The organism is Candidatus Marinimicrobia bacterium CG08_land_8_20_14_0_20_45_22, from assembly GCA_002774355.1.
GTDB lineage: Bacteria > Fidelibacterota > UBA2242 > UBA2242 > UBA2242 > 0-14-0-20-45-22.
In genome coordinates this window covers 1-25,035 of the sequence record PEYN01000049.1, presented here as the reverse complement: position 1 = coordinate 25,035, position 25,035 = coordinate 1, and the positions used below count along the sequence as shown (strand labels likewise).

General features: G+C 41.0%; 31 protein-coding genes. All 31 read left to right on the top strand.

All coding sequences use genetic code 11. From position 1 onward, the window contains the following. The first annotated feature begins 94 nt into the window (after positions 1 to 94). On the top strand, positions 95 to 460 hold the full coding sequence (locus COT43_03260) for a (4Fe-4S)-binding protein (protein PIS29698.1): 366 nt from the start codon (positions 95 to 97) through the stop codon (positions 458 to 460). Between the two features lie 99 nt (positions 461 to 559). Next, complete coding sequence (locus COT43_03255) at positions 560 to 1,105, top strand: hypothetical protein (protein ID PIS29697.1); 546 nt, start codon at positions 560 to 562, stop codon at positions 1,103 to 1,105. Between the two features lie 43 nt (positions 1,106 to 1,148). Continuing rightward, on the top strand, positions 1,149 to 2,000 hold the full coding sequence (locus COT43_03250) for a prolipoprotein diacylglyceryl transferase (GenBank protein ID PIS29696.1): 852 nt from the start codon (positions 1,149 to 1,151) through the stop codon (positions 1,998 to 2,000). Between the two features lie 9 nt (positions 2,001 to 2,009). After that, the gene (locus COT43_03245) at positions 2,010 to 3,230 is read left to right on the top strand and encodes an MFS transporter (protein PIS29695.1); all 1,221 of its coding nucleotides are present in this window, start codon (positions 2,010 to 2,012) and stop codon (positions 3,228 to 3,230) included. Next, complete coding sequence (locus tag COT43_03240) at positions 3,227 to 3,892, top strand: hypothetical protein (protein PIS29694.1); 666 nt, start codon at positions 3,227 to 3,229, stop codon at positions 3,890 to 3,892. Before COT43_03245 ends, COT43_03240 begins: the two co-directional genes overlap by 4 nt. Beyond that, positions 3,889 to 4,224: a hypothetical protein gene (locus COT43_03235; GenBank protein PIS29693.1), complete on the top strand. Its 336-nt coding sequence runs from the start codon at positions 3,889 to 3,891 to the stop codon at positions 4,222 to 4,224. Before COT43_03240 ends, COT43_03235 begins: the two co-directional genes overlap by 4 nt. Continuing rightward, positions 4,217 to 4,477, top strand: coding sequence for a hypothetical protein (locus COT43_03230; protein PIS29692.1), 261 nt, complete (start codon positions 4,217 to 4,219; stop codon positions 4,475 to 4,477). Before COT43_03235 ends, COT43_03230 begins: the two co-directional genes overlap by 8 nt. A 7-nt stretch (positions 4,478 to 4,484) precedes the next feature. Then, the gene (locus COT43_03225; protein PIS29691.1) at positions 4,485 to 5,237 is read left to right on the top strand and encodes an RNA polymerase subunit sigma; all 753 of its coding nucleotides are present in this window, start codon (positions 4,485 to 4,487) and stop codon (positions 5,235 to 5,237) included. A gap of 326 nt (positions 5,238 to 5,563) precedes the next feature. Continuing rightward, complete coding sequence (locus COT43_03220; GenBank protein PIS29718.1) at positions 5,564 to 5,818, top strand: NrdH-redoxin; 255 nt, start codon at positions 5,564 to 5,566, stop codon at positions 5,816 to 5,818. A 16-nt stretch (positions 5,819 to 5,834) separates the two neighbouring features. Next, positions 5,835 to 6,104 carry a co-chaperone GroES gene (locus COT43_03215; GenBank protein PIS29690.1) on the top strand — a complete coding sequence of 90 codons (270 nt, stop codon included), beginning with the start codon at positions 5,835 to 5,837 and terminating at the stop codon, positions 6,102 to 6,104. A gap of 63 nt (positions 6,105 to 6,167) precedes the next feature. Further along, entirely contained in the window at positions 6,168 to 6,971 is an 804-nt protein-coding gene (locus COT43_03210) for an ATP-binding protein (protein PIS29689.1), read from the top strand. 73 nt (positions 6,972 to 7,044) lie between these two features. Beyond that, positions 7,045 to 7,707 carry a YggS family pyridoxal phosphate-dependent enzyme gene (locus COT43_03205; GenBank protein PIS29688.1) on the top strand — a complete coding sequence of 221 codons (663 nt, stop codon included), beginning with the start codon at positions 7,045 to 7,047 and terminating at the stop codon, positions 7,705 to 7,707. Between the two features lie 28 nt (positions 7,708 to 7,735). After that, complete coding sequence (locus COT43_03200) at positions 7,736 to 8,620, top strand: quinolinate synthase (GenBank protein PIS29687.1); 885 nt, start codon at positions 7,736 to 7,738, stop codon at positions 8,618 to 8,620. A gap of 25 nt (positions 8,621 to 8,645) precedes the next feature. Beyond that, the gene (locus COT43_03195) at positions 8,646 to 8,894 is read left to right on the top strand and encodes a 4Fe-4S ferredoxin (protein ID PIS29686.1); all 249 of its coding nucleotides are present in this window, start codon (positions 8,646 to 8,648) and stop codon (positions 8,892 to 8,894) included. Between the two features lie 164 nt (positions 8,895 to 9,058). After that, positions 9,059 to 10,072, top strand: a complete 1,014-nt coding sequence (gene amrS / locus COT43_03190; protein ID PIS29717.1) for an AmmeMemoRadiSam system radical SAM enzyme — start codon at positions 9,059 to 9,061, stop codon at positions 10,070 to 10,072. 28 nt (positions 10,073 to 10,100) lie between these two features. Then, the gene (locus COT43_03185) at positions 10,101 to 11,525 is read left to right on the top strand and encodes a hypothetical protein (GenBank protein PIS29685.1); all 1,425 of its coding nucleotides are present in this window, start codon (positions 10,101 to 10,103) and stop codon (positions 11,523 to 11,525) included. Between the two features lie 100 nt (positions 11,526 to 11,625). Next, the gene (locus COT43_03180; GenBank protein ID PIS29684.1) at positions 11,626 to 12,375 is read left to right on the top strand and encodes a hypothetical protein; all 750 of its coding nucleotides are present in this window, start codon (positions 11,626 to 11,628) and stop codon (positions 12,373 to 12,375) included. A 15-nt stretch (positions 12,376 to 12,390) separates the two neighbouring features. Next, the gene (gene def, locus COT43_03175; GenBank protein PIS29683.1) at positions 12,391 to 12,858 is read left to right on the top strand and encodes a peptide deformylase; all 468 of its coding nucleotides are present in this window, start codon (positions 12,391 to 12,393) and stop codon (positions 12,856 to 12,858) included. Positions 12,859 to 12,964: 106 nt separating this feature from the next. Further along, positions 12,965 to 14,539 carry a bifunctional ADP-dependent NAD(P)H-hydrate dehydratase/NAD(P)H-hydrate epimerase gene (locus COT43_03170; GenBank protein ID PIS29682.1) on the top strand — a complete coding sequence of 525 codons (1,575 nt, stop codon included), beginning with the start codon at positions 12,965 to 12,967 and terminating at the stop codon, positions 14,537 to 14,539. A gap of 8 nt (positions 14,540 to 14,547) precedes the next feature. Next, positions 14,548 to 15,555, top strand: a complete 1,008-nt coding sequence (locus COT43_03165; GenBank protein PIS29681.1) for an alcohol dehydrogenase — start codon at positions 14,548 to 14,550, stop codon at positions 15,553 to 15,555. A gap of 31 nt (positions 15,556 to 15,586) precedes the next feature. Then, complete coding sequence (locus COT43_03160; protein PIS29680.1) at positions 15,587 to 16,600, top strand: hypothetical protein; 1,014 nt, start codon at positions 15,587 to 15,589, stop codon at positions 16,598 to 16,600. Then, complete coding sequence (gene feoB / locus COT43_03155) at positions 16,593 to 18,659, top strand: ferrous iron transport protein B (GenBank protein PIS29679.1); 2,067 nt, start codon at positions 16,593 to 16,595, stop codon at positions 18,657 to 18,659. The genes COT43_03160 and feoB overlap by 8 nt, the downstream gene beginning before the upstream one ends. 12 nt (positions 18,660 to 18,671) lie before the next feature. After that, positions 18,672 to 19,493 (top strand): HD family phosphohydrolase, encoded by an 822-nt coding sequence (locus COT43_03150; GenBank protein PIS29678.1) that lies wholly within the window; start codon positions 18,672 to 18,674, stop codon positions 19,491 to 19,493. Between the two features lie 5 nt (positions 19,494 to 19,498). Beyond that, positions 19,499 to 20,299 carry a uracil-DNA glycosylase gene (locus tag COT43_03145; protein PIS29677.1) on the top strand — a complete coding sequence of 267 codons (801 nt, stop codon included), beginning with the start codon at positions 19,499 to 19,501 and terminating at the stop codon, positions 20,297 to 20,299. Positions 20,300 to 20,333: 34 nt separating this feature from the next. After that, positions 20,334 to 21,200 (top strand): ATPase, encoded by an 867-nt coding sequence (locus COT43_03140; GenBank protein PIS29676.1) that lies wholly within the window; start codon positions 20,334 to 20,336, stop codon positions 21,198 to 21,200. After that, entirely contained in the window at positions 21,197 to 22,075 is an 879-nt protein-coding gene (locus tag COT43_03135; GenBank protein PIS29675.1) for a (4Fe-4S)-binding protein, read from the top strand. The genes COT43_03140 and COT43_03135 overlap by 4 nt, the downstream gene beginning before the upstream one ends. Positions 22,076 to 22,090: 15 nt before the next feature. Beyond that, positions 22,091 to 22,429 carry a dinitrogenase iron-molybdenum cofactor biosynthesis protein gene (locus tag COT43_03130; GenBank protein ID PIS29674.1) on the top strand — a complete coding sequence of 113 codons (339 nt, stop codon included), beginning with the start codon at positions 22,091 to 22,093 and terminating at the stop codon, positions 22,427 to 22,429. Positions 22,430 to 22,656: 227 nt separating this feature from the next. Beyond that, positions 22,657 to 23,052 carry a dinitrogenase iron-molybdenum cofactor biosynthesis protein gene (locus COT43_03125; protein PIS29673.1) on the top strand — a complete coding sequence of 132 codons (396 nt, stop codon included), beginning with the start codon at positions 22,657 to 22,659 and terminating at the stop codon, positions 23,050 to 23,052. Positions 23,053 to 23,142: 90 nt separating this feature from the next. After that, on the top strand, positions 23,143 to 23,589 hold the full coding sequence (locus tag COT43_03120) for a CGGC domain-containing protein (protein ID PIS29672.1): 447 nt from the start codon (positions 23,143 to 23,145) through the stop codon (positions 23,587 to 23,589). Between the two features lie 76 nt (positions 23,590 to 23,665). Further along, a complete protein-coding gene (map, locus tag COT43_03115) occupies positions 23,666 to 24,421 on the top strand; it encodes a type I methionyl aminopeptidase (GenBank protein ID PIS29671.1) in 756 nt (251 codons plus the stop codon). Positions 24,422 to 24,476: 55 nt separating this feature from the next. Beyond that, a partial coding sequence (locus tag COT43_03110) for a hypothetical protein (protein ID PIS29670.1) occupies positions 24,477 to 25,035 on the top strand: 559 nt, incomplete at its 3' end.

The window sequence follows — 25,035 nt, the reverse complement described above, 5'->3', positions numbered from 1 at the left end:
AATAATAAATTAGAATTGAAAAGGTTGGGATTATTGTAAATGTGAAAACTACATCCATAGGTAACGTAAAAAGTGAAGAAAGGCGGTTTTGAGAATGTTTTATATAGATGAGGAAAAATGTATTGGATGTAAAATCTGCGTCAATGTCTGCCCTACTCAGGCGATATCGATGGTTGCCGGTAAAGCCGTGATTGACGGGAATAAGTGCATAGATTGTGGAGAATGCGCTCGGGTCTGTCCCCGGGACGCTGTTTATTCCAAGGCAGATTCACGTCAGAATATTCCGCCAAATCAGGAAAATAATTTGCCAAATTTTGGTTTCGGCATGGGATCTGGTATGGGCAGAGGTATGGGAACTGGCGCGGGAAGAGGTTTCGGAAAAGGGATGGGCAGAGGCTTAGGTAGAGGGACTCATGATGGAAGAGGCGGCGGAAGAGGTGGCGGTAGAGGCTGGAAATAGAATAGTTCACAAAGGCAATGGATCATCAATGGCCAAACTGTTTGCTATAGGGAAATATTTTAGCGGAATGCCAGTTAATATTTTAAAATAGGTGCAATGATGGATATATCCAAATGGGAAGAGATTATCAGATTTGAGCGCAGAGAAAAGGATGAATTTTTCAAACTGCATTCTCAATCGCCATTATCGTCTGAGGATCGTCGGAAATTTAGTGGGCTGGATTATTATCTCCCTGATCCGGACTATCGTTTTGAACTACGTCTCCTCGAACATGCGCATAAAGATATATTAACCATAGAGGACACGCAAGGAAATGACCGAGAGTATCTTATATGGGGAGAATTTGAGTTTACGATTGACAACACTACGTGCAAATTGCAGGCTTATAAGAGTTCTCCGAAGGAAGAACGACTGTTTATTCCTTTTCGGGACGAAACCAGCGGAAAGGAGACCTATGGGGCGGGGCGTTATCTAGATATTGATAGGGAGGAACATCAGACTCCCCAGAGAAATTGGATTCTCGACTTTAATCGGGCTTATAATCCATGGTGTGCCTACAGCGATCGTTACGCCTGTCCGTTTGTAGCTCCGGAAAACTGGTTAAAGGTAACGATTTTCGCTGGCGAGAAGAATTACTCTATTTAGTACCAAAATGAAAAAAGAATTCCCAATTATTTAGTAGGAGTGAATTTTGAGTTGGTGGAATAATATTCCTAAACATATAAACCCTAATATTTTTGAAATTGGCTCTTTTCAGTTACGCTATTATGGTCTGATGTATGTTGTTGCCTTCGCAGTTACCTATTTGTTAGTTATGTATAGAATAAATGATGAAAAGTATAATTATTCAAAAGAGACTGTCCAAAATTATTTTATGTGGGCAATTTTGGGAGTGATTATTGGGGGAAGACTGGGATATGTCGTTTTCTACAACTTTAAATATTACATTGCTAATCCCTTAGAGATAATAAGCCCGTTCGATTTTTCAGATGGTTTTCGCTTCATAGGAATTTCAGGAATGTCTTATCATGGCGGTGTAATTGGGGTTATTTTTGCCTCTGTCATTTTTTTTCGAAAAAACAATATCAATCTGTGGCATTTTGCAGACCTTTTATCTCCAGCGGTTCCTTTAGGATACACGTTTGGGCGACTTGGCAACTTTATGAATGGCGAGCTTTATGGTCGAGTGACTACAGTGCCATGGGGAATGTATTTCCCTTTGGACGCAAGCGGTCAATTGCGCCATCCTTCTCAACTTTATGAGGCCGTTTTTGAAGGATTAATTCTCTTTATGCTTTTGTGGGAATTGAGAAAACTGAAAGTCTTTGATGGTTTTTTCTTCTCTATGTATCTCATCGGATACGGGCTGGTGCGTTTTTTTATCGAATTTGTGCGCCTACCCGATTCTCAGCTTGGATTTGTATTAGGACCTTTTACTATGGGGCAAATTCTCTGTTTTTGCATGATGTTAGGAGGTGTTTTGATTATAATATTCAGAGGATGTATAACTAAACGGCATGTAACCATCCGTACGAAGTAGATTTACACAATGGAATTAAACCAACAAACATCAAAACAAAACTATTATGCCTTTTTATGGCATGCCGTTTTTCTGGCATTAGCTGTAAACTTTATGGATGTGGAGACAATTATTCCGGCGATGATGGTGGATGCCGGTAGTAGCTCGTTTCAGTTGGGAATCCTGACGGCGATCATGTTAGGGGGTGGAAAATTTGCGCAACTGTTTTTCGCTCCGTTCCTAAGCAACCGTTCTTCAAAAAAAAAGTACCTGCTGGATGGTATTAACGCCCGTATCTTCTCTCTCGGCGCAATGGCACTGTTATTTTGGTTTTCAACCCATATTGCTGACGCGTTGATAATCTGGTCTATTTTTATTTTAATTGCTTTGTTTTCATTCGGTGGCGCCTTTGCCAACATCAGTTATGTTGACATTTTGGGGAAATCGGTATTTCAGGAAAAACGGAAGGTGTTCTTTTCTATCAAGCAGGTAATATCCAGTATTGTTGTTTTCTTGTCGGCATTCCTTGTGAGGAGAGTTCTCGTTGCGTATCATTATCCAATGAATTACGCCGCCTTATTTTTTGTAGCCGCCATACTTCTAGGAATTGCCTCTCTGGGACTATGGAGAATAAGGGAAATTCCCGCTTCCAATTTTAAAATTTCCGGTTTTAAAAACTTTATCGATACCATTTTGCAGGAAATTCGTATTAATAAAAAGTGGAGAAGTTATCTGTTTTTAACCAATACTCAGGGAATTAGTATCGTACTGATGCCTTTTCTGGTTCTGTATGCCAAGAAATTATTCTCCGCAGACAGCCAGGATATCGGCAACTTTCTGGTTTTGAAGGTTATTGGCGGTATTCTATCCGGAAGTGTACTTTTCTATTTTTCTGGTAAGGTAAGATACCAAGTCATGTTGTATGTTACGACCATTATCGCAATCTTGATTCCGCTGTTTATTTTATTACTGCCCGGTCCGACGCTCTTCCCCTATGTTTTCCTGTTGGGCGGCATTGTTTATACGATTCATACGATTTCAATCAATGGGATTTTACTGGAAGTTACCACGGAGCAAAACAGAGCCTTATATACAGGTCTTTCGGGAGCGGGTAGCATTTTCCCGGTTATTTTTCCATTTTTGGGCGGATGGATTATCAGTGAATTTGGATTTAATCTTTTTTTTGGGTTATTTATCACGATTATGATTATGTCAATTTATTTTATTAGAGGAGTTAATTGCAAAGTATGAAAACAAAACGAGTGAAAATGTATCCCGACTCAGGGGTTGAGCTAAGTTCCTTCACAGCGAAGAATTATGACAAAGTAATGAATACCGCCTCGCTGGGTCTTTATAGCCCCTTCATTCACCGGGCAATAAGGGTAATGGATATTCAGCCCGGCGATAAGATCCTCGATTTGGGCTGTGGCACCGGGCACAATGCCTGTATTATGACAAAGTATTTGGGAGATGATGGCGCCATAACCGGTTTGGATATTTCGCCGATTATGGAGGAGCAGTTTCATAAAAAATGCGCAAAACATCCGAATGTTACTTTTATCCGGCAAAGAATTGACCAGCCGTTCTCCCTGACAGAGCGATTTGATAAGATATTCATCAGTTTCGTCATCCATGGCTTTCCGCATGAAGTCCGCCAAACGGTTCTCCAAAATGTTGGAAATCATTTGAAACCTGGCGGTAGTTTTTTTATGCTGGATTATGCGGAATTTAGCCTGGATGAGATGCCGTCGGTATATCGTTACATTTTTAAGAAAATCGAATGTCCATATGCCTTTGATTTTATTGAAAGAGATTGGAAGCCTACCCTGTCGGATTATGGTTTTTCTGGTTTTGAGGAGTTTTTCTTCGTTAAAAATTATGTTCGATTGTTAAAAGCGGAAAAGTCTGCGTGAAATCCATTAAGATCGCTGTTCCGACGAACGATGGAATCAATATTTTTCCTAAGATGCTGGGCATGGCAAAAGAGATGTTTATTTATGAAATCGAAGATGGAATGGACTTTAGGCTTGTCGAAAGACGGACAAATCCTTATGAAAATACCCTGCAACATTTAAAAACCCTGGATGTGTATGACCTTATTGATGACTGTGCGGTCATTATTTCGGCGCATATTGGGAAAAAAGGAATAGCAAGATTACAAGAAAGAGGCATGCGACTTTTTTTCAAGAAGGGAGATATCAAAACAGCCTTAACTGATTGGTTGAAGGAACTATCAAATGATTGAAGTCAGCCGGAAGAGTGAACAAGAGTTTGCAGTAGTTGTAACAGAAAGGGGTTCCAAAACGAAACACGTAGTAACTTTAGACGATGAGTACTATCAGAATTTAAGGGCTGGAAAGATAACTAAAGAGGAATTGATCAAAAGGTCTTTTGAGTTTTTGCTGGCAAGAGAATCCAAAGAATCCATACTGACTGCATTTAATTTAAGAATCATCAAAAAGTACTTTCCAGAGTATGAAAGTAAAATTAGAGCCTGAACAATAGATGCCGTCACCAACCCCAAATAGTGCATTAATCCAAGCCGTGAAGTTAATCAGAAACTCAACCCATACGACGGCGTTCACGGGTGCGGGAGTTTCGGTTGAGAGCGGCATACCTCCTTTTCGAGGCGAAAATGGATTGTGGGCTAAAATAGACCCCGTTTTTTTGGATATTCAACATTTTTATAAGTTTCCAGACAAATCATGGCAGCAGATTAAAGCGATTTTCTATGATACTTTTGGCAAAGCAAAGCCAAATTATGCCCATTATGCGCTGGCTGATCTAGAAAAAAGGGGGTTGTTAAATGTTGTTATAACTCAAAATATAGACAATTTACATCAGCAGGCGGGCAGTACTAACGTCATTGAATTTCACGGGACCGCTCAAAAATTGGTATGCACGAATTGTGGCAGGCGGTTTGAATCGAGTGAAAAATTGCTGAGTGTTTTACCGCCTCGGTGCGAAGAATGTAGGGGGCTGTTAAAACCTGATTTTGTCTTCTTCGGTGAGCCAATTCCGGAAACGGCAAATCGCCGTTCGATTCATGAAACCGAAGTTGCGGATGTTTTTATTTTAATTGGAACAACAGGAAAAATCCAACCCGCTTCGATGATGCCCATCTATGCCAAAAATAATGGTGCAAAAATCATTGAAATAAATATTGGAATCTCTGAATATACAAACAGTATCACGGACGTTTTTCTTAATGGTAAGGCGACTGAAGAAATGAACCGCCTAATGAATATTTTAAATTAATCATCAGGATATGGATTATGATAAAAATTTGCAAAAACACAAAAAACAGTACTACAAATTCGCGCCATTGTTTAAAACCGATGCGGGAATTAACGCATACAATCAAAATAGATTATCTAAATGTGTTTAATTGAAAACAGTCTCAGATGAAGTTTCTAAATAATCATCTTTTGTTTTAAACAAAGAGAGAACGAAAATATGAGTTCTTGTAGATTACTTGATAGAGATGAAAAAAATAGCCCATATCGGAAACTTTTAATTGCAAGGTGTATCTAAGAGAGTGCTGGAATGTTAATTTTTAAAATTAGAAAGAGAGAATGTACTGTATGGAATCGGGTAAAAAACAACCCAAAATCATTGTTTTTACATCGCCAACATGCTCTTGGTGTAACGCTGTAAAGCGCTATTTAAGGGAAAATCACATGAGTTTTCGAGATGTTGATGTTAGCCGTGACGCTGAAGCCGCACGAGATTTGGCTCGCAGTGGCCACAGAGGAGTCCCGGTAGTGTTAATTAATAATCGTCCGGTTGTTGGATTTAATAAGCCGGAAATTAATCGCCTCTTAGGAATTAGAGGTTAATTGAAAGGAAACCAAAATGAAATTACAACCAATGGATGACCGTGTAGTTGTTGAAAGAGTAGAAGAAGAAGTTAGATCGGGGAATATTATTATTCCCGATACCGCGAAGGAGAAACCGAGGCTTGGGAAAGTGATTGCCGTTGGCACTGACGAAGATTTACAAGAAAAAGTCAAGGTTGGTGATAAAATCTTTTACGGAAAATATGTTGGCGATGAGATCGAACTGGATGGGAAAGAGTATCTGATAGTACAAAGATCAGATATTCTGGCAATCGTCTTAGATTAATAAATGTTAGTCAATACTATGGATTAATCGTTGTATCTGCCGTTAATGTAGGAAGTAAATATTATGGACATCGACCAAATCAAAAAACAGGATCAAAGAATTAGTGAAAATTTGGAGTTGATTAAATATCGCGTTGCTGTGTTCAGCGGTAAGGGCGGTGTCGGGAAAAGTACCGTGGCGGTAAATCTGGCGTATTCTTTATTGAAAGAAAAATTAAAGGTAGGACTGTTGGACGCTGATATTACAGGCCCGAACGTTCCTCAGATGGTAGGACTTTCTGGTATTCCGGAAATGATGGATCAGCATCAGATTTTACCCCAAATTGTACAAGGTTTGCGGGTGATTTCGATTGCTCCGATGATTCCCAAAGATCAGCCGGTAATCTGGCGCGGTCCATTGCGTTCAAACACTATTTCACAGTTTTTAGCGGATGTTGTCTGGGATGAACTGGATGTGCTGGTGACCGACCTGCCGCCGGGAACCGGTGATGAAGTGCTGACGGTTTCTCAGAAAATGCATCCTCAATTGGCAATAATTGTAACGACGCCTCAGGAAGTTTCGCTGATCGATTGCCGCCGGGCGGTTAACATGGCAAAGAAATTGGATGTTCCAAAAATTGCGGTCGTCGAAAATATGTCGGGATTAATCTGTCCGCATTGTGGAGAGGTGATCGACATCTTTGGCAAAGGCGGTGGCGAACAGATGGCGAAGGAAATGAATGTTACTTTTCTGGGACGCATTCCAATGGAACTGCAGGGACGTGAATGCGGCGATAACGGGACTCCAATGGTTTTAAAATATCCGGAGAGCAAGACCGCTATGGCATTTGCTGAAATTACTAAAAATGTGAAAGGTTTACTGGATTAGTTGGTGAATAGTCGATGGGCAGAATAATTCTGTTACTTCAACCAAATTGATTAGATTGCACAAAGGATTCGCAATGGAAACAGATAACATTAAAACGTCAGTAAAACATATTTTAAAAGCCCTTCCCCAGGATGTTTTGCTTGTAGCCGCCGCCAAAACGAGAACTCCCGAAGAAGTTAAAAGAGCAATAGACGCGGGCGTAAAAGTTATCGGCTGCAATTATGTGCAGGAAGCCGAGCAAATATACCCGCACGTGAAAAATACGGTACAGTGGCATTTGATTGGACATCTTCAAAGCAACAAGGCTAAACAAGCTTCTCGGCTTTTTGATATGATCGAAACGATCGATTCTCTGAAAATCGCAATGGCAGTCGATCGGCATTGTGCCGAAATTGGTAAGATTATGCCAGTTCTGATTGAAATCAATAGCGGCCGGGAATCAAATAAGACCGGGGTGATGCCAGAGGATGTGGAGGGTCTAATTAGAAAAATAATCTCCCTGCAAAATTTGCGGATTCAGGGCTTGATGACCATGGGCCCTCGATTTGGAGACCCGGAAGAGTCCAGACCTTATTTTAAAAAGACGAAAGCCGTTTTTGACCGATTGGCTCAAGCGGGTATTTCCAATGTGAAAATGAAATATTTGTCAATGGGCATGAGTAATAGCTACGAGATAGCCATAGCAGAAGGCGCTAATATTGTTCGGATCGGCACAAAGCTGTTCGGCGAAAGATAGTCGTTAAAAACTATTCAGCGGAAAATTCATGTATCGTAAAATAGAAGAAGAGATAGAGGAATTAAAAAAGAGGGGAAATGCAGTAATCCTTGCTCATGTCTATCAGCGGGGTGAAGTGCAAGATATAGCCGATTTTGTGGGAGACTCCTTGGAATTGAGCAAAAAAGCGGTCAGTACGGAAGCCGATGTCATCGTTTTTTGCGGAGTTCGATTTATGGCCGAAACGGCGGCAATTCTCAATCCTAGCAAGACAGTCCTACTGCCGGATAGGAATGCCGGATGTGGTTTGGCAGATATGGCTACTGCCGAGCGGCTGAGAGAATTGAAGCAGAAATATCCCGCCGCGGCTGTCGTTAGTTATGTCAATACCTCCGCCGCTGTTAAAGCCGAGTCCGATATTTGCTGTACCTCAGCCAATGCTATTGATATAGTAAATTCTTTGCCACATAAGCAAATTTTGTTTGTACCTGATAGAAATTTAGGGTCTTATGTGGCTGAGCATACGGATAAAGAAGTGATTCTCTGGGATGGGTATTGTTATGTCCATGAAAATATTACAACTGCTCAGATGGAATATTTAAAAGTAAAATATCCGGAAGCGGAAGTTATTGTTCATCCGGAATGCCCCACCGGCGTGAGACATTTGGCTAATTTTATTGGCAGTACCTCCCAAATGTCACGTTTTGTATTCCAGTCTCAGAAGAAGGAATTTATCGTCGGTACAGAAGATAATTTTGTATATCGGTTAAGGAAAGATAATCCGGATAAAATATTTCATCCGGTTAATACTCTGTGTAAAGGCATGAATGAAATAACATTGGAAAAGGTTAAATTTGCATTAGAAAGAAACGAATATGAAGTTCGTATTGCAGAAGAGATCAGAATGAAAGCTAAAAATGCATTAAAGTTTTAACTAAATAATCAGTTGGAGGTAAAAAATGGCTTTAATGATTAATGAAGATTGTATTTCCTGTTCTGCATGTGAGGCTGAATGCCCGAATAAGGCAATTTCTGCGGGTGACACTATTTATGTCATCGATCCCAATCTGTGCACTGAATGTGTGGGTTTTTACGATAAGCCCCAATGTGTGGAAGTCTGCCCGGTAGAGGCGATCATTCCGAATCCGGATTATCGAGAGAGTAAAGCCGATTTGCTGGAAAAGAAAAAGAGGATTTACGGAGAGTAAATAATTTTGGCTTTTCAGGAATCAAAATTTGTAAATATTGTCGTGGGACTCTGTAACAGATATATCTGGAGAGAAGATAACTGGATTATAAATTATTCTGATGTTCGGAGAGGAAGGAAGCGGCGGGAGTGTAACTGCCCTACTAAGAGATTTGAAACATGAATATGAAAGAGGCTCTGTTATATCAAAAACTTGCGGGAAATCAGGTACGGTGTGACCTGTGCGCGCACCGTTGTGTAATCAATGCCGGCAAAAAAGGCTTATGTAGAGTAAGAGTAAACCACAACGGAACACTCTACACAGAAGTCTATGGGCGCACCATTACTCAACATATTGATCCGATCGAAAAAAAACCTTTATATCACTTCTATCCCGGCTCAAAAGCCTATTCTATAGCGACTCCCGGTTGTAATTTCCATTGCAAATTTTGCCAGAATTGGGATATTTCACAAATTGTCGATGAAGAAATACTGAAAGCCGGTCAGGAATCTACGCCGGAGCAAATTGTATTAAGCGCCAGACAGTCAGGCTGTAAGAACATCGCTTATACTTACTCCGAACCAACGATTTTCTTCGAATATAGCTACGATACAGCCCGATTGGCGCATGAATCCGGAATTAAGAATGTTTATGTGACCAATGGCTATATGACAACTGAAATGCTGGAAATGATCGGTCCCTATCTGGATGGAGTGAACATTGACTTAAAGGCTTTTCGGGATGAGACCTATCGCCGTATCATTGGGGCGCGTCTGCAACCGGTTCTGGATAGTTTGAAGCAAACAAAAAAGTTAGGGATTTGGCTTGAAGTTACTAGTTTGATCATCTCTGGAATAAATGATGATTGGGAAGAAATTCGGGATATGGCAAATTTTGTGGCGAATGAATTAGGACGAGACGTTCCATGGCACATCAGCCGATTTTTCCCGGCTTACAAAATGAAAAATGTGCCGGTAACGCCTAAACAGACCTTGTTTAAGGCAAGAGAAATCGGCCTTGAAGCGGGTTTAAATTATGTTTATATAGGTAATTTAGAAGATCATGATGGCTTGGATACAAAATGTCCAAAATGTGGTCGCGTGTTGATTGAGCGTTCATATTTTGGAGTGAAGAAAAACTACATTCAAGAGAATCGTTGCCCAAATTGCGGGTTAGAGATATCTGGAATGGGACTGTAGGAGTATTAACATTTATGAAGGCTGAGAGATGACAAAAATTTATACGATATTTTTTCACCAGATTCAATCGAAGAAAGATGACATCATAATTAAACTGGTAGATTTTCATAAAGACGTAGAATTTGTAGGACTTAGTAATCTATCGAGCATAGAAAACACAGAAGAGAAAAACGCTATCTATCAAGAAATAAGAGATTTAACAGATGATTTAGATGGAATTATAGTTTTTGGAGGTTACTTAGATCATCAAATCACCTTATTTGGCTTGCCGGTGATTATTGTAAGAACTATTCTGGGGGCAGGAGACTGGCAAAAAGGGATTCTTAGCTTCTATAAAAACGAGAAGGTTTTAACTGCCTCTTTATGCAGTGTTGATACCTCGGAAAAAACTTCAGAATTAAGATTTGCCGATCTTTCGAATAAACTCAATCTGATTGTCGCTTTAAATAAGATAAAGGAAACAAAATTATTGTGTGTGCAAGAACCGGAGGTATTGGGAAATTACGATGTTTACGGGATGGATTTTCACACTCCCTTACCAAAGGATTACATAGAAGTTTATTCGGAAAATTTGAAGCAATTAAAATTAGATATTCAACATGTCAGTTTAATTGAATTGCTCGATGATGTTAAAAAAGTCGTTGAATTGGAAGCAAAGAAAATTGCCGAGATGTGGATTCGCGAAGCCAAAGAAGTCAAAAAGGAAACCAATCAGGATGAGATTTTAAAAGTAGCTAAGATGTATTTAGCCATGAAGGATATTTTAGAAAAATATGGCGCGATGGGATTAGCAATTCGCAGTTTGGTTCCGTGGGTTAAAAAAATGACAGACGTGACTCCTTGCTTGGCGAATACGGAACTGAATAAGCAACTTAGAGTAGGCGTTTGTGAAGGACTTGTCAATAATGCCATTACAGAACTATTCGGAATTTATATCGCTGGGAGACCCAGTTTTATTGGAGATGTTCTCGGCATAGATACGGTCAATGATGTTGTCACTTTCGCTCATTGTCAGTGTCCTGTAAATCCTCACGGGAACGATAGAGTTCCTTATGTGATTAGAAGTCATGCGTTACAAAATCAAAATAGTATGATTCCGAAAGATTATCCTGAGGTCGGTAAAAGTATTAGCGCCGCTATCAAAGTCGATTTACCGATAGATGAAGTTGTGACGGTAGTGAAAATAGGCTTATACTCTAAAAGAATTGCTGTCAGTACCGGTTTGACGGTTCCGGGATGGGAACTTTATAAAAATTTCGATGATATCTTATGCAGAACAAAAATAGCTGTGAAAATGAACGCAAAAGCATTCGAAAAACGCTATGATACAGTTACTTTTGGAGTTCATAGAAATGTTTTGTATGGCGATTATCGGGAAATGATAAAAGAAATGGCCACCATAATCGGATATGAGGTAATCGAAGAAGATAAGGATAAGGAATATATCATCTAAGGAATAATCTGGTTAGTGATTAGAACCCAGGAGATTTCTAACGTGAAGGTAACATTTTATGCCTTTAAAAAATTTTGAGTGACGAAGTAAAGAGGTGACGATGATCTTAAAGACAGGTGTCAGATGGTTAGATCAATTATTGCCTGACGGGATGCATGTTCCTTCGTCCACGGTTATCAGTGGGCCGGGCGGAACTGGGAAACCATTGGTGGAATTTGCATTTGTCTCTGCTTGGCTAAAGGCAGGAGGGACATTAATTGGTATTCCATTGCAATATCAGACGCCAGAGTTGATGCAAACGGCGATGAAAAAGCTCTACAATATCGATCTCAACGATTATCACGGGAAAGTGGTTTATATTCAATTTGATCCAACTGCCGATAAATGTCAGAAAATTAGTGAAAACACGTTGCGGGCAAATATGGTAAAACCTGAAATATGGGATGAAACGATACTTCAGGCTGAAAGAATGCTTCAAAAGAGTGAACTGGGCGCCATGGTTTTTGGATCAGCCTTGAACCTGCTCCTATTTTCTCGTAATTATGAGAGCCTCATTCTGGGAAAATTAAAAGAAATCACCGAAAATGATAAGAGCAAAACCTATGTGCTTGCTGTGAGCACCAGTGCTTTTGCAGATCGAATTAAAGTGCTGGAAGATGCCGCTGATAATTTGATGTTTATGAGAGTCGAAAATCCGATGCGCTTGTTTTTCAGGATAGCCAGAATGAAAGATGTTAGATTTTCAAGCGAGGAGGTAGAAGTTCCCATATCAAAAGAAATGCTTGAGGAAATCAGTAAAATAGCAGAATCAACCCGGCAAAAAAGAATACCGGAAATAAGTAAAATTTGAATTTGTGAGAAGTTTATGAGGAAGAAATACGTACTAAGAATTTACCCGGATGCCGTTCTTAGAGGTAAATCCCGTGTGGTTTCGAATATGAATGGCCAAATTCACGATCTCATCATGGCAATGAAAGACATTATGTACAAAAATGAGGGAATTGGCTTGGCGGCACCCCAGGTAGGAATACTCAAACGTATCATTATCGCTGATATTGGTGAAGGATTACTTGCGCTGGCGAATCCAGTCATTACGACTAGCACGGGGTATGATAATTTGATCGAAGGGTGTTTGAGCCTCCCAGATATTGGAGTGGATGTCCGTCGCAATCAGATGATTGCTTTGACTGGCGTGAACCCTGAGGGCGAAGAAGTAAAAATGGAATTGAGCGGACTTTTAGCGAGAGTTGTTCAGCACGAAGTTGACCACTTGAACGGCGTTTTGATTATTGATTATCAGGAAAAAGGAAATAAAGACTATCCATATATCTAAATAATGTCATTATTGGCATTATACGAATAGATTTGCCGATAAATGAAATGTTAAATGTAGAGGCAATGATTATATATTTATTCCAAACCCAAGAGGTAAAATAAAGATGAAAGTCAGTCGTGTGAGTGAAATGAGAGATCTGGATCGACGGGCAACTACAGAATATGGAATTGCCCCGGAAATTCTTATGGAGAATGCTGGTCAGGCTTCATATTTCACTATTTTGAAAGAGTTTGGGGTTAAGGATAAAAATTTTGTATTTTTCTGCGGAGTTGGAAATAATGGGGGTGACGGACTCGTAGCGGCGAGAAAAATTCATTCCAGCGGCGGTAAGGTTACTGTTTTCATCGTGGGCGATCGCTCTAAATTCAAAGGCTCTGCAAAACAGAATTTTGATATTGTGGATAAGTTTCCAATTAAGATAATGGATTTTAAAGATATCAATTCGGCACAGGAGGCTGTCCAAAACAGCGACGCCATTATTGATGCCATTTTCGGTACGGGTCTTGATCGGGAAGTCGGCATGGAATATAAAGATGTTATAAATTTGATTAACACAAGTCAGAAGACTGTATTCAGTATAGATATTCCTTCGGGTGTTCACGGAGATACTGGTCAGATCATGGGCACAGCGGTAAAAGCTCATTATACAATCACGTTTGGTCTGCCCAAAATAGGCAACCTGCTTTATCCCGGTTTTGAACTATGTGGTAAACTGTATGTCACACATATTTCTTTTCCTTCTAATTTTCAGGATTCTGATCAATTAAAAATAGCGACGAATGATCCTAAGCCCATTTCCCCAAGAGATAAAGATTCTCATAAAGGTGACTATGGGAAAGTATTGTTCATTGCGGGGTCGTCCAATTATCTGGGCGCGCCCTACTTTGCCGCCTTGTCATTTCTAAGGGCTGGTGGCGGACTTTCGTTTTTAGCAACGCCGGAGAATATTTCCGCTTTCATCGGGAATAAGGGAAGTGAAATTGTCTTTGTACCGCAAAAAAGCACGTCATCGGGAAGTATTAGCATAGAAAACAAGCAGAATATTTTACAATTTTCTGAAAACGTCGATATGGTTGTCATTGGACCCGGATTATCTTTAAACGAAGAAACCCAAACGTTAGTCAGGGAATTAAGCGCTGAAATCAATAAACCTTTGCTCATTGATGGTGATGGAATAACAGCTATTGCTAATGATTTAGATATCATCAAGAAACGCAAGTTGCCAACAGTTTTAACGCCTCATTTAGGTGAGATGGTGCGAATTACGAGGCAAAAGAGTGACGATATTAAAAAAAACAAAATCGACATTCTGCAAAGCACAGCCCATGAACTCAACGCTATCATTGTTTTGAAAGGGGCGCATTCATTGATCGGTTACCCGGATAAGCGCGTATTGATCAATCTGAGCGGTAATCCCGGCATGGCTACAGCCGGCAGTGGCGATGTTTTGACCGGAACCATTGCGGCAATGTTCGGGCTCGGATTTTCGATTAACGATGCTGTAGGTATGGGTGTTTTCATGCATGGTTTTGCCGGCGACCTTGCGGCAAAAGATAGAGGAGAAGATGGCCTGATTGCCAGCGATATCATGGATCATCTGCCTGCTTCTATGAGAATGTATAGAGAAGATTATCATTCGATTGTAGAAAATTATTATTATAGCATTCAGGTAGTGTAGGAAAATAAATGAAGGCATGGGTTCTTGAAAAACAGGCGCCGATTGAGACAAAACCACTCATTTTAAGAGATTTTCCCGATCCGCATCCAAATGGACACGGAATCAGAATAAAAAATATAGCGTGTGGTGTTTGCCGCACCGATATTCATGTCGCTGAGGGTGACTTAACGCTGAAGAAGTCACCGCTTGTCTTGGGTCATGAAATCGTCGGTATCGTGGATGAAATAGGCGAAAATGTCACCAGTTTCAAAATTGGAGATCGAGCAGGAATTGGTTGGCTTAATGGTAATTGTGGGCGATGTAAATTTTGCTTATCGGGGAGAGAAAATTTGTGCCCCGATGCGCATTTCACGGGTTGGGATAAAGATGGAGGATTTTCCGAATTCAGCGTTATCGCGGCCGATTTTGCTTTTCATTTGGGGAATAAACAGTCTTTTGTCGATATGGCGCCGCTAATGTGTCCGGGAATTGCTGGCTATCGTGCATTCCGGCTGGCGGATCTGCATCCCGGCGATAAATTAGGACTTTATGGCTTTGGACCGACTGCCACTTATGTATTGCAGGTTGCTAAGTATAAGAATATTAAAGTATATGTGATTACTCGTAGTGAAAAAAATCGAAAATTGGCGAAGCAAATAGGTGCTGATTGGGTTGGTGGATATGGTGATAAAATTCCGGAAAAGTTGGATGGCGGGATCATCTTTCCTCCGGCTGGCGATTTAGTTACCCACGCTTTGTCGCAATTGGATAGTGGTGGTAAGCTTGTTTTAGCCCCGGTTACTATGACGCCAATTAAAATTAATGACTATAATCTCATTTGGCAGGAGCGCTCCATCATCAGTTTGGCTCATATTACTAAAAGAGATGGCGTGGAATTTTTGGATATTGCTGAGCGCGCTGATCTCAAAACTTCAATTGAGGTTTTTCCCTTTGATGCTGTGCCGGAAGTATTAATTCGGGTCAAACATGGAGAAGTTAGAGGCAATGCCGTGATACAGATTGCTGAAAATGTATAGATTATGTTTTAACGAATGAGGATTTTTTAAAGTGTTCATTTTTTCCAACTGGTTTTGGTTTTTTCTTACCTTAGTATTTGCCGGATTGTGGCTGGGAACTTTACTCTGTCAGCGTAGAGAGAAGAAAAAAAAGACACCTCCAGTCTCGATGGGTCAAAATTCTATTGAGGCTGAGGATGTACTTAAAGTTGTATATCACCTTCATGAAGAGAAAAAGGACTGGGATGGTAGAGATCTTTCCGTGATTTTAGGAATGAGTGATAATTTAATTAAAAGCCTTATTGATGTTCTCATTGACTTCGATTGGACTGAAAAGGACAGAGAGGGTAAGTACCATTTGACAGAAAAGGGAAAGCAAAGAGGCAGGGAATTAATTCGTGCTCATCGTCTTTTGGAAAAATATCTGGTTGCCTGTAAGGGAATGTCTCTTGATGAAGTCCACAGTGAAGCCAATCGTATGGAACATGAAATAAGTTCTGAGGAATTGGATAAACTTGACAATGAGTTAGGTTATCCTGCGTGGGATCCTCATGGTCAATTTATTCCAGAACCTGATGGGCTGACAACCTCTCTTCCTAAACATTCTCTGGTGGAGGCGTGGAAATCAGGAAGCCGTATGAGAATTGTCAGTTTGAACGATGAGTATACGGCTTTATTAGCGCAATTAGTTGCAATGGGATTTGAGCCAGGTATTGACATTGACCTTGTTGATCGAAAGCAAAACATCCTCTATTTGCGTATTGGGGATAAGATTGTTCCTGTGGCAGAAGCGGCCGCGAATCATATTTTTGTAGCGCCTTCTCCTGTTCTTCCTATACCGCTGGGGCAAGTGCCGGTTGGTAGCCGAGCGCAGGTCACTGATGTAAAGGGAGGTGGGAAACATCAGCGGCGTATGTTGGATATGGGCTTTGTGCCAGGCTCTGAAATATTTGTCATGAGAAAAGCACCGTTAGGTGATCCCATCGAGTACTGGGTGAAGGGTACGGCCGTAACTTTACGTCAGAAAGAAGCTGACACAATTTTAGTTGAGGAACTAGATGTCTGATAATAAGCGCATTGTTGTAGGAATGGCGGGGAATCCCAATGTAGGGAAAAGCGCTATTTTTAACGCACTTACGGGCGGTCATCAGCATGTAGGCAATTGGCCTGGAAAAACTATAGAGCGTGCTGAGGGGAATTTCTATCGGGGCGATTATGAAATTAATCTTGTTGACCTTCCCGGCACATATAGTTTAGCGGCACAATCGCTGGAAGAGGTGGTTGCCAGAGATTACATCATTTCTGGTGAGCCGGATGTGATCCTAAATGTCATCGATGCAACGAGCCTGGAGCGCAACCTAAATTTAACTTTGCAGATTCTTGAATTGACCGACAATGTCGTTATAGCAGTCAATTTGATGGATGAAGTTCGGCGTCATGGTTCTGAAATAAATGTGCAAGAATTGGAAAAATCGCTGGGCGTACCGGTTGTCCCAACCATTGCCATTGGAAGCGAGGGACTCATAGAATTAGTTGAAGCAATCATAAGTCTGGCCACAAAGCGGCAGACCAAGCCGGTAGTCATTGATTATGGTGTGATTGTTCAAGAATATGCACAAAACTTAGAGAGTGATCTGACTAAACTGGGAATTAGTGAGCATAAACATTGGTTGGCATTGCGCTTACTCGAGGATGATCCTGAAATTGTAGAGGCTTTCAAAGATGGAAATCTTGCGGGCTTTTGTCCTAACGAAAAAACGTTAAATTCATTGTCTGGTTCTCTTAAAGCAATTTTATTAAAGGCGACTCGCTTACGAGAATCCATTCGACCTGATGCTAAGATAGAAATTATTCGTCGGCGTTATGAACTTGCTCACGACATTTTTCACCGTGTTGTGCATGTTTTTCGGCCGATCGAACAAACATTTACGGAGCGAGTCGATCAAATAGTTACTCATAGAATTTGGGCTTGGCCTATTATTTTGATGATCATTGTCGTTGTCTTGTGGATAACCATTAAAGGAGCCAATGTACCTTCAGATCTTTTGGCGACAGGATTTGGGTGGTTGGCGGAAATAAGCCGCAAATTTTTAGTAAATCAACATGCTCCATGGTGGTTAGTAGGGGCGCTGGTGGATGGTCTGATTGTTGGTACCGGTACAGTTATCGCTGTTATGCTTCCTCCGATGATTATTTTTTTTACCGCCTTTAATTTGATGGAAGATATTGGTTTTATACCGCGCATCGCTTTTATAATGGATAGATTAATGCGTGCTGTTGGATCTCAGGGAAAACATACATTAGTAGCATTAATGAGTTTTGGTTGCAATGTAACGGGTGTTCTTACCAGTCGCATCATCGAAAATCCTAAAGATCGAATTGTTGCCATTGTTACAAGCCCTCTGGTTATTTGTAACGGTCGTTTTGGGGCGGGTCTGGCGTTGATTATTCTGTTCTTTGGTAACCACGCTCTTCCGGTCACTCTGGTTTATCTGGCGATCAGTGTTGTGGCCATGCTTCTGGCAACATGGTTGCTTAACTTAATATTTTTTAGAAACGAGCCTGGAGGTTTTGTCATGGAATTACCACCTTACAGAACCCCAAAATGGGGACAGGTAATATGGCGAACTCTGGTGCATCAAGTAGGTCATACAATGAGTCGAGCCGTAATGATTGCGGCTCCGGCTACTTTTATCATTTGGTTGTTGGGGAATTTGCCAGCAGGAGTTCCTTTTGAGCAAACGGCTGTAGGGCGTTTAGTCTCGGTATTGGCTCCATTAGGGAAACCTTTCGGGCTGACCGGTGAGATGCTTACTGCGCTATTGTTCACATTGCCGGCTAAGGAAATTGTTGTTTCTTCTTTGGCAATGACATATGGATTACAGACTACATTGGTTGATTCTGAAGCAATTTTAGATTATCTGGCTCAAAACTGGTCGTCTTTGACAGCTTTTTCCTTTATCACATTTTTTATGTTCTATTTTCCCTGTATTGTAACCGTATGGGCGACTTGGAAGGAAACCCGTAAACTAAAATGGGTGGCAATGAGCATGATAGTACCGCTGGTGATTGCTACCTTTTTAACATTTGTTATTTATCAGGGTGGCTTACTCTTAGGATTGTAATTTAAAAAGGACATAGAATTGAAGATAATAATTGGCCCAAAAAGGGTGAAAAATCTGAAGGCATGGTTTTCCAGTTATGTTAAGACCTTTAAGTTTGGCGATAAAGAATTACGGCAAAATGTCATTCTTAAAGAAGAACACACGAAGCGAGTATGTAACGAAATTTTAAGAATCGGCGAGCAGATTGAATTGAATCAAGATGAAATGTGTTTAGCTGAAATCATGGCTCTTCTGCATGATGTGGGGCGCTTTGAACAATATGCTCACTATCGAACTTTTCATGACCGAAAATCCGAAGATCATGCCATCTTAGGGATAAATATTTTGAACCGATATGGAATCCTGAACGGATTCGAGGAAGCAACGAAAGATCTGATTCTCCGGGTAATCGGATACCATAATCGGGCTACGCTTCCCTCAAGCGAACCGGAGCCCGGAATGCTTTTTACGAAACTACTGAGAGATGCGGATAAACTGGATATTTGGAAAGTTGTAACCGATTACTATCATCGGGGGAATGGCCAACGCAATGGTGCGCTGGAACTTGATTTACCCAATACTCCCGGAATTTCAACCGAAGTTTATCGGGATTTAATCAATCAAGGTGTTGTGGATGTGAATACTATCAGGAATCTGAATGACTTTAAACTGCTTCAGATTGGCTGGGTTTTCGATATTAATTTCGAGCCAAGTTTGCGTTCCGTCAGATCGAGGCGCTATCTGGAGATGATTCTGGAAACTTTGCCGGAATCGGACGAAATTCACGGAATATATAACGTGACTCAGAAATACATCGATCACCGGTTAAATGGAATGAGAGAGAAGCAATTATAAGCATCATGCAAAAATCAGAGGTTTCAATAAACAGAAGTAAGCAAAAATTACTTGATAGCCTCAATCAATGGATCAGATCTTGCACAAAATGCCGGCTTTCAGATACGCGGGCGCACGTCCTCGTCGGTGAGGGGAATCCGAATGCGCGTTTTATGTTGATTGCGCTCTCACCCGGCGAAAAGGAAAACTTAGAAAATAAAATGTTTGTCGGCCCTTCCGGACAGGTGTTGGATATGCTGTTTAAGACGATCGGAATCGAAAGAAATTCGGTATATATGACTAATCTGATTAAGTGCCTGTTGCCTAAAAACCGTCGTCCTAAAATGGATGAGATAGAATTTTGTACACCTTATCTGGATGAAGAAATATCAATTATTTCTCCTGAAATCATTGTACCTTTGGGCTACTATGCGACGCGTAGCATTTTTGCGAAATATTCTATCGATGTCCCAGACTCGCGAAGAGAATTTAGCGATCTATATGGGAAATTTATTTTTCAGGAGAAGCAAAAATTTTTACCGTTACCTCATCCGGCTTCTTTACTTTACGATCCCTCTTTCAAAAATCAAACTATCGAACAAAACAAAAAACTACAAGTTCTTTCACGGGATTGTAAATGGTATCCGGTTTGTCCAATAAGAGCGTTTTATGAGCAGGGGCAAATAGATCAGGAGTGGGTTCAGAGATACTGTAAAGGCGATTGGGAAAGTTGTGTCCGCTATAAAATGGAAGAAAGTGGAATCTATCATCCGGATTGGATGCTTCCCGATGGAAGTATAGACGAGAAGTTGAAAGGATCGAAATAGTATTGTTAATGTGTAGAGTTGGGAGTAGTCTAAAGTGAAAATTGCCATTGCCAGCGGAAAAGGCGGAACGGGGAAAACTACATTGTCGACCAATCTGGCCGCCTTTGTGGCAGAAAATGAACCAGTTGTTTTAACCGATCTCGATGTGGAAGAGCCTAACTCGGGGCTGTTTATTCATGGTGAATTAAAGCATCTGGAAAACAAGTATAAAATGGTACCGGAGTGGAAATCCGATACCTGTACGTTTTGCGGAATATGCAAGGACGTGTGTAATTATCATGCGATTGTGCAGTTGCCGGATCAGATTATGATTTTTCCGCAACTCTGCCATAGCTGCTATGCCTGTTCAGAATTGTGTCCGGTGGGTGCATTGCCCATGGTTCCAGAAAAGATGGGCGAACTCCGGGAATACTTTGTTGGGAAGCTGACTTTTATCGAAAGTAAACTGGATATCGGGCAGGAGCAGGCTGTACCTTTAATCACGCAAACCTTACGCTATGTAGAAGAAAAATACCCTGATGTCAGTTTAAAAATTTACGATTCCCCGCCGGGTACTTCCTGTCCGGTAATCGCCGCCACGAAAGAAGCCGACTTGGTCATTCTGATTACTGAACCGACGCCTTTCGGGTTGCATGATTTGAAATTGGCTGTGGAAACGATGCGGAAGTTAGAGAAGGCGTTTGTAATAGTGATCAATCGTTATGGGATCGGTAATGATGACGTCATCGATTATTGCAAATCAGAAAATATCCGGATCATCGCGAAAATTCCAAATAGCAAAGCCATCGCTGAATTATACTCTCGAGGGAACTTGCTCTATAATGTTGTGCCGGCGTTTCGGCGGGAACTGGATAATATTGTCGCTTACATCAATAATCTGAACCGGAGGACAGCGTTATGAAAGAAATCGTCGTTATTTCCGGTAAGGGTGGTACAGGCAAGACATCATTGACGGCATCTTTTGCAATGCTGGGCGCTCGTGACGTGGTGGTGGCTGACTGCGACGTGGACGCGGCAGATATGCATCTGTTGCTAAAACCGGATTTCAAATCTGCTGAGAGTTTTTATAGTGGCGTCATTGCCAAAATCGATCAGGATCTGTGCATAAAGTGTAATAAATGTGCCGAGGTTTGCCGCTTTGATGCCATTCCGATTATTGACGGAAATTTTGTCGTTCAACCGTTGGATTGCGAAGGTTGCGGTTATTGCGCTCGTGTGTGTCCGACCGATGCTATTGCAATGGAAGAACAAAATGTTGGTGATTTGTATATTTCGACCATTAAAACCGGCAGTACAATGGTTCATGCAAAACTTGGAATCGGTACGGAGAACTCCGGCAAATTAGTCGCTAAGGTGAAAAATGAAGCCAAACGCATTGCCAAAGAACAGAATAAAGAAATGGTAATCGTGGATGGTTCGCCGGGTATTGGTTGTCCGGTGGTTTCCTCTTTGTCGGGTGCAAGTTTTGTGGTATTGGTAACAGAGGCGACGGTTTCCGGCTTGCATGATCTGCAACGAGTTTACCAATTAGTGGAAAAGTTCGGCATCCGCGCCGGTTGTATTATCAATAAAGCCGATCTCAACGCCGATGTCGCACAGCAGATTCGGGAATTTATTCAACTGAGTGGAATTGTACTCATTGCGGAATTGCCCTATGATGAAAGTTTTACCGCCGCTATGACGCAGGGGCAAACCATTATTGAGTTTGGCGATGGAGAATTGCAAAAAATTATCCAGCAAAGCTGGGGGAAAATTAAAGAGATAGTAAACAATTAATAAGTAGGAGTAATCATGAGGATTGTATTTACGAGCAAAGGTACAGAATGGGAATCAGGAATCGATTCGCGCTTTGGTCGAACTGATTATTTTTTCGTTTTTGATGAGGATACAAAGGAAGTCTCGACTTTCGATAATCGGGCGATCGCGGAAACCGCTCACGGCGCCGGTCCACAGACAGCCCAACAACTATTTGAGCTGAATCCCGATGTATTAATTACCGGTAATGGTCCCGGCGGAAATGCGGCGCGAGTTCTTACTCAAAGCAATATTAAGGTCTATATCGGCGCCAGTGAAATGACCTTGAAAGATGCTTATGAAGCCTATAAGAGGAATGAATTGAAGGGACTCTAACTTTGTGGAATCGATAATCTGTAAACGGATCTCATTTTATCCGATGAAACGCTTTTTTCGGGAGGATATGCTGTCAGAAAAGTTGTTACGAGATTGTTGTTTTAGCAGTCTTTGCAAATACGTTAGACATAAGAAGGAGTATGCCGCAAAATTTCGTCCAGAAGACATGAGACCTGGTAATTGTATCGATTCTGATTCGTTTTAACTTTTTATAAGGATATTATTCCATGGAAAAAATACTAGTTGCCTTTGCTACCGATAATGGGAAAGAATTTATGAGTCGCCATTTTGGGGATGCTAACTTTTATGATATTTATGCTATTAATGAACATAGCGCTGATTTTGTAAAACGAATTGAAAATGTTGTTGGAGAAGAGGAAATCCATGCAGATCCTAAAAAATCTAAAGGTATTACCGAATTGTTGGAGAAGGAAAACGTCAAAGTAGTGGTTTCTAAAATTTTCGGGCCGAACATTTTAAAAATCAAAAAGAAGTTCGTTTGTATTCTGATGAATGATGAATCGCTTGATGAAAGCATGGATCGTCTTTGTAAAAACATCCGGCTTGTGATGGAAGAGTGGGGAAAGGGCGAGGATCGAAAACATTTGGTTTTGCGTAAATAGAGATAATTTATATTTCAGTGATTTCGTTTTTTTAAAGATGAAAATATCGGGATCGTCCCGGAAATATATAGATTATAGAAGGAATAGAAAATGTCCCAAAAAGTTAAAATCGGTATAATTATCTGCGATCGCTACCGTCGTTGCGCCGCAGGAAAATGCCTGCGTGCGATGCGAAACCATGAAGGTGCTTTCAGCATTCACGGAGATGCTGAACTGGAATTAGTCGGTTACACGACTTGCGATGGGTGTCCGGGTGGAAATATCGAATATGCCGGCGACGAAATGGTAAAAAACGGGGCGGAGGTCATTCACCTTGCGACGGGATTGGTCGTCGGATACCCGCCCTGTCCGTATATCAATACATTTAAGAACTTTCTGGAAAATCGCTATGGCATAAAGGTTGTCATCGGAACCCATCCAATTCCGCAAAAGTATGTTGATAACCACGAGAAATTAGGAACGTGGAAAAGTGCTGAATGGCAGGAAATGATTCAACCCACATGGGCGGACGAAAAGACGAGGATAGCCTACAACTAATGGGTTTAGTAATATAAATATTGTGAACAAATGACAACAGAACCGTTGGTGAAGATTGTCGAAATCGGAACCTAAGATGATTATCATAAAAAACAAACATGAAATAAAACAGATGCGAAAAGCCGGGAAGTTAGCCGCGCAACTCCTGAATTATATTGATCCCTTTGTAAAAGAGGGAGTTTCAACACTGTATCTGAATGATCTTTGTGAAAAATTCACCAAACAGCACGGAGCAAAATCGGCGCCTTTGAATTATAACGGTTTTCCCAAAAGTATCTGCACCTCGATCAATGACGTCGTCTGTCACGGCATTCCATCAGAAACAGATATTTTAAAAAGCGGCGATATTGTCAACATCGACGTGACGGTTATTTTAGAAGGCTACCACGGAGATACTTCCAGAACTTTTCTGATAGGAGATGTCAAGGAAGACATTAAAAATCTGGTGATGCATACGGAAAGGGCTATGTACATCGGTATCGAAGCCGTGAAACCGGGTGGATATCTTTCCGATATTGGGAAATCTATTAAGGAATATATCTCCAAGTTTGGCTATTCAATCGTTAAGGATTTTGGCGGACATGGAATCGGGAAAAATTTCCATGAAGATCCTTTTGTACCTCATCATTTTTCGCCGGATAGCAGAATAAAACTTCAATCAGGTATGATTTTCACGATTGAGCCAATGATAAATTTGGGAAAAACCGACGCAGTCACTGTCTCAAAACTGGATGGCTGGACAGTCAGAACCGCCGATGGTTCACCCAGCGCTCAATTTGAACATACTGTTCTGGTAACTTCTGTGGGCGCCGAAATATTGACGAAACTGTAGTCGCTTGAGAAACAAATTGTGTTTTGGAGAAGACGACTTTAATACCGCCTGACTAATGATTGAGAAGCTGATAATCAAGGCCAAATCTGAACCGCTATGTTTATTGATTGACAAATATGGCGTCGATGTCTCTCAAATAAAGGCCGTTGCAACCGGACTGCGCTATACCGCCGTCATGTTGAATAATGGAAATATCGGCGTTTGCGCCAATCTCGGCAATCAAGTAACGCTATCAGAGCAGGAACTAAACAATCCGGATTTGGACAATATTCAACATCGCATTTTACTGAATGCCTATTTCGGCGCTTCGTTAAATTATTTCGACGACGGCAAAAAGGAAGGCGATATTTTCGACGCAATTAATTTTAAATCGTATTCAACTGTTGTCATGATTGGATTATTTCGACCGGTTGTCAAGAAATTTCGCGACGAGGGCATTCCCTTGAGTGTTTTTGATATCAGTAAAAATGATCCCGTCCTTGTGCCGCTTACTCGGCAGTTGTCCTATTTGCATAAAGCCGATGCCATTATCTTGTCATCGACGACGGTATTTAATAATACTTTTATGAGTATCCTGCAAAATGTCAATGTATCTTGTGAAATTTTTATGCTGG